Origin of the sequence: Lutibacter sp. (genome assembly GCF_040883305.1) — a bacterium.
Classification (GTDB): Bacteria; Bacteroidota; Bacteroidia; order Flavobacteriales; family Flavobacteriaceae; genus Lutibacter.
This window is the reverse complement of sequence record NZ_JBFLKT010000072.1, coordinates 1-5,593: the sequence shown is the minus strand read 5'-3', so window position 1 is coordinate 5,593 and position 5,593 is coordinate 1. Positions and strand designations below refer to the sequence as shown.

General features: G+C 31.1%; 4 protein-coding genes. 1 reads left to right on the top strand and 3 read right to left on the bottom strand.

What is annotated here, in order from left to right:
• The 3 genes from tilS to lpdA all read right to left on the bottom strand — a co-directional run.
• A partial coding sequence (gene tilS, locus AB1Z17_RS02245; RefSeq protein WP_368050164.1) for a tRNA lysidine(34) synthetase TilS occupies positions 1–977 on the bottom strand: 977 nt, incomplete at its 3' end.
• A 13-nt stretch (positions 978–990) separates the two neighbouring features.
• Positions 991–2,301 (bottom strand): aminodeoxychorismate synthase component I, encoded by a 1,311-nt coding sequence (pabB, locus tag AB1Z17_RS02240; protein ID WP_368050163.1) that lies wholly within the window; start codon positions 2,299–2,301, stop codon positions 991–993.
• Between the two features lie 92 nt (positions 2,302–2,393).
• On the bottom strand, positions 2,394–3,794 hold the full coding sequence (gene lpdA / locus AB1Z17_RS02235; protein ID WP_368050162.1) for a dihydrolipoyl dehydrogenase: 1,401 nt from the start codon (positions 3,792–3,794) through the stop codon (positions 2,394–2,396).
• A gap of 522 nt (positions 3,795–4,316) precedes the next feature.
• Between lpdA and AB1Z17_RS02230 the strand changes: the two genes are divergently transcribed.
• The coding region (locus tag AB1Z17_RS02230; RefSeq protein WP_368050161.1) for a hypothetical protein at positions 4,317–5,593 on the top strand (1,277 nt) is incomplete at its 3' end.

Genomic DNA, 5,593 nt, shown 5'->3' with positions numbered 1-5,593 from the left:
TTTGATGTATTTTCTGGAATTTGATAGGCAACAGTTTTTTTAGAATTTGAAATTTTTGATAAAATTAAAACATCTCTATCTTTAAGCAATCTGTGTGTTTCACTAAAAACTTGTTTTCCGCTTTGTGCTTCTAATAAATCTGCAACATCATTCCACTCTGTAAATTTATATGCTTTTAAAAGTTCATATAAATATACTTTTGGATTGCTTAGTTTTTTAAGTTTCTCAATATTAAAATGGGTTTCTTTTTTATTTTTAATAGTTATTTCTTCCCTGATTTTTTCTATAGAATCATTTACAATTTGCTGACTTCCTTTTAGGTTTTCGATAGTATTATTTAGAGTGTCTAACAAATTAGGATTCAGTTCTTTTAAAAACGGAACCACTTTATGGCGGATTTTATTTCGTACATATTTTATAGAAGAATTACTTTGATCTTCTCTCCATTGAATTTTATTTTTAGTAGCATATACTAAAATTTCATTTCTTGAAAAAGGAAGTAACGGACGCACAATAGACCCATTTATTTCAGGAATTCCAGTTAAGCCATCTAAACCAGTTCCACGAGTTAAGTTTATTAAAACTGTTTCAATAATATCATCTTTATGATGTGCTGTAATTATATAATCCAACTCGTTTTCTTGCATTATTTCTTGGAACCAATTGTAGCGTAACTCACGAGCGGCCATTTGGGTGGAAATTCCTTTTTCAGCAGCATAATTTTCAGTATCAAATTTTATTGTTGAACACGGAACTTTTAATTGTTTGCCTAATTCAGCTACAAAATTTTCATCTTTAATACTATCTTTTCCACGTAATTGAAAGTTGCAATGTCCCAAAAAAATTGAAAAATTTAAAGAATGTAATATATGAGTTAATACTACACTGTCTATGCCACCAGAAATAGCAATCAACAATTTTTTACCATTCAAAAATGCTAAATTACGATTGATATGTTCTTGTAAAACTGTTTTCATTGAGTAAATATAATTAATTGGTATTTAACAACACTTGCTTCATAGCCTGAGCTTTAAGTAAACATTCTTCGTACTCTTTTTCTGGAATTGATTGAGCAGTAATGGCACCACCAACAGAATAGGAAACATATTTTTTAGAAGCATTATACAAAATACTACGGATTATTACATTAAAATCAAAGTCTCCATTTGGTGCAATATAACCAACCGCACCAGAGTACAATCCTCGTTTGGTTACTTCTAATTCTTCAATAATTTTTAAAGCTGAAATTTTTGGAGCTCCTGTCATACTGCCCATTGGAAAGGTGTTTTTTAAAATATCAACAGGATGAACATTCGCATTAACTTTACAGGAAATTGTAGAAATTAATTGATGTACTTGTTCAAAAGTATAGACCTTACACAACTCGTCAACTTTTACAGAACCTTTAATTGCCAATCTTGATAAATCGTTTCTAACCAAATCTACAATCATTATATTTTCTGCACGTTCTTTCGGGTTTTTTTCTAATTCAGAAATTAATGCTAAATCTTCCTTTCTAGATGCAGCTCTTTTTGCGGTTCCTTTTATGGGTTGTGAAATTACCGTATCTCCATCTTTTTTTATGTAACGTTCTGGTGAAGCAGAAAGTAAAAATTTATCTTCTAATTTTAAAAAAGTAGCAAAAGGTGGTTTTGAAATTTTGTTTAAATGTTGGTACACTTCGACCGGATTTATAGTGGTATTTTCACAATAAAACTCCTGACAAAAATTTGCTTCATAAATATCACCTCTATGAATATGATTTAAAACTGAATTAATTTTTTCAAAATATGCATCTTTATGAATTCGAAGTTTTATTTTAATCGGGTTTTCAAAAGTTCTCTTTTCTTTCTTCTTTTCTCTTCTCTCTTTCATTATTTCCGTTAAATCGGATTCAATTTCTGAAGAAAATTTAGTTAAATATTTTATTTCAACGGTAGTTCCTTTAAGGAAAAATAATTTTTTAGGTTGAAAAAAGAACAAATCAGGAAAATGCAATCCATCAAAATTATTAGATTGTAAGTTTTCTACATCATTTTTTAAATCGTAACCCAAATAACCAAAAATATAATCGTTAATGTTGGTTTGAAATTTTTTTAGTTTGTTAAAAGCATTGTTATAATCAGTTTCAATTTCAGAAATTGCATCAACAGCCAAAACAGCATCAAAATTATAATGTTTTTGTTGATAATCGTTACTATCTAACCAAACTGCAGTTTTATATTGCTGAGCCCAAAACAGTAATTGTGTTTTGAATTCAGATATACTTACTGGTTGAAATTGATAACTTGTTCTATTCATTTCCGCAAAAGTAAAAAAGTCATTTCAATTAGAAATGACTTTTTTTATATATATCATTCCTGCAAAGGCAGGAATCTGTTAGTTTTGTATTATTAGCTATGAATTGCTCTGTCATGTACAGCTAAACAAGCTTCTTTAAAAGCTTCGGTATAGGTTGGATGTGCGTGTGATGAACGCGCAATATCTTCACTTGACGCTCTAAATTCCATTGCAATAACGGCTTCAGCAATCATATCTGCAGCCCTAGCTCCTATCATATGAACCCCTAAAATCTCATCAGTTTCAGCATCAGCTAATACTTTAATTTGTCCGTCGATATCCATACTTGCTCTCGCTCTACCCAAAGCACGCATTGCAAATGATCCTGCTTTGTATTTAACACCAGCTTCTTTTAATTGTTCTTCGGTTTTACCAACACAAGCAACTTCTGGCCACGTATAAACAACACCTGGAATTAAATTATAATCGATATGTGGTTTTTGACCTGCAATAATTTCAGCAACCATCGTTCCTTCTTCTTCTGCTTTATGAGCCAACATTGCTCCTTTAACTACATCGCCAATTGCATAAATATTAGAAACATTGGTTTGTAATTGTTCATTAATTTCAATTTGTCCGCGTTCTGTTACTTTTACACCTATATTTTCTAATCCTAATCCTTTAGTATATGGATTTCTTCCAACAGAAACTAGAGTGTAATCGCCTTTAAACTCTGTTGGTACCCCTTTTTTATTATCAGCAGTAATTACAACTTCATCACCATTATTAACAACTGAGGTTACTTTATGACTTGTAAAGAATTTAATTCCTTGTTTTTTTAACGATTTTTGCAATTCTTTTGAAAGCATTGCATCCATTCCTGGAGTTATGGTTGGCATATATTCAATTACAGAAACTTGCGAACCTAAACGACTATAAACAGAACCCAACTCTAAACCAATAACACCACCACCAATAACAATTAAATGTTTAGGTATTTCATTTAAACTCAAAGCCTCGGTTGAAGTAATCACTCTTTTTTTATCGATTTCAATAAAGGGTAAAGTAGACGGCTTTGAACCAGTTGCAATAATGGTTTTAGTGGCTTCAATTTCTTCAGAAGAACCATCTTCCTTCGTAATTATTATATGAGTAGCATCTTTAAAACTACCAATACCTTGTAAAGTGTCAATTTTATTTTTATCCATTAGGTAATTGATACCTCCAGATGTTTGTGAAACAACCTCGTTTTTACGGACAATCATTTGTTCAAAATTAAGTTCTAAACCTTTTACTTCAATTCCGTGAGTTTTAAAATGTTTAGTAGCGTCATAATAATGATGCGATGAATCTAGCAACGCTTTTGAAGGGATGCACCCGACATTTAAACAAGTACCACCAAGTGTATTGTATTTTTCAATAATTACAGTTTTTAAACCTAATTGTGCACATCTAATTGCAGCAACATATCCACCAGGACCCGAGCCAATTACAGCTACATCGTATGTATTCATATAAATATTTAATTATTTAGATTACAAAAATATAATTTTAATTATTGATTTGCTGAATTATTAAAAACATTTGTAATTATTAATGCTTTTAAAATGAATAAACTATTAAAATTTGCATTTCTAACGCAGCCTAAATTACTAAAATAGAGTTACTTGTATAAATTCTACCGTATATTAAAAAAATTACTGATTAATTATATGATATTTATCACCATTTATTAATTTTTTACTTCCATTTGTTAAGTTATAATAAAATAAGGTTTTACAAATGCAATAATATTTGAAATCTGTAGTATCTTTGACATATAATAGAGAAATGTCCCCCACACGACTCACAGTTTTTTGCCCCACAGAATTATTTAAGATTAACCCCACTAATTTAATTATAATGATTTTTTTTTCATTATAAGATTTGAGAGACCCCATAATTTAATTATTCATTTAAGGAAAGTGTTATTACTAAATTAATTTTTGAAAATCAGTTTTGATTTCTAAGGTTAGTTTAAATTAAATAAAAAGATTATGAAAAAAATTACTTTTATTCGGTTTTTAACGTTTATTGGCTTGTTATTTTCAAGTTTGATTTCATTTGCACAAACAACCATTCCTGTTGCAGTACCTACTGGGGGTTTTGAGATAGATGGTGACCTCAAAGCAGGGACTTTGCCGGGGGATTTTGGAGGAGACTGGTTACCTGGCGATAATTCTCCATATAATTCATCAACATATGGTGTATTCAATAATTTAGGTCCTATAGAGCCAAATACTACACATCTAGAACAAGACGCATGGGATGGGAATGATAATATTTTTAGTAGTGGAAAGTTTAATGATGATCCTAGTACTTGGAGCTGGAAAACTGGGAAAGCAAATGGAAAAGGCGATGTAAATAATATGGCTTACCATATTGCTAAAGATAATGTTGGAAATGAATGGATAATATTTTTTGGTGATAGACTAACAACAAACGGTACTAGTTATATTGATTTTGAATTTTTTCAGGAAACGGTTACAGCCGATTCTAATTTTGGTTTTTCAACAGCAGGTCAAGATGGAGGAAGAACGGTTGGCGATGTGTTGCTTACTGTGCAATATATTAATGGTGGATCTTTTGCTAATGTATATGTTTATTGGTGGCAAGCTGTCCCAGGAGGATTTGATTATGTACCATTACCATCAGCCCATGCAAATGATGCAGTTTCCGTTTCAAATGGTGCTCCAGTAACAATACCTTCAGGATATACTGCATTTGGAGGTCTTACATATAACCCATTGCAATTTGTTGAAGGTGCTGTAAATCTTACCGGAATTATGGAAAATGCCGCTAATTCTGATCCTTGTGATGGTGGTGTAAGCTTTAAATCTTTGTTGGTAAAAACCAAATCTTCTGCAGCAGAAACAGCTGCATTAAATGATTTTGTTGGACCGCAACAGGTTTCAATTAGTTTTGGTGAAACCCTAATTAAGTATGGTGATGTAGAGTTTGGAGAGACTGGAATATTTTGTAATGATGAAGGTTCTGTTCCAGTGACTAAATCAAATACAAATATTACAGGGGGAACATATTCTTCTTCACCTTCTGGATTGATTATTATTCCTACTACTGGAGAAATCAATGTTAGTAATAGTGATCCAGGTACATATACTATAACATATGCTTATACTGTAAACAATGTTTTAAACAATGTTTTATGTCCTAAGACTGCAACGGCACAAGTAATCATAAATCCATTGCCAGTAGTAACAATAACACCAGCTGGACCTTTCTGTATAGATGCAGATCCAGTACAGTTGACTGT

What these genes read in the sequence shown, in the direction of transcription:
- lpdA (WP_368050162.1), bottom strand. Translation starts at nt 3,794, where the DNA reads ATGAATACATACGATGTAGCTGTAATTGGCTCGGGTCCTGGTGGATAT.
- pabB (WP_368050163.1), bottom strand. Translation starts at nt 2,301, where the DNA reads ATGAATAGAACAAGTTATCAATTTCAACCAGTAAGTATATCTGAATTC.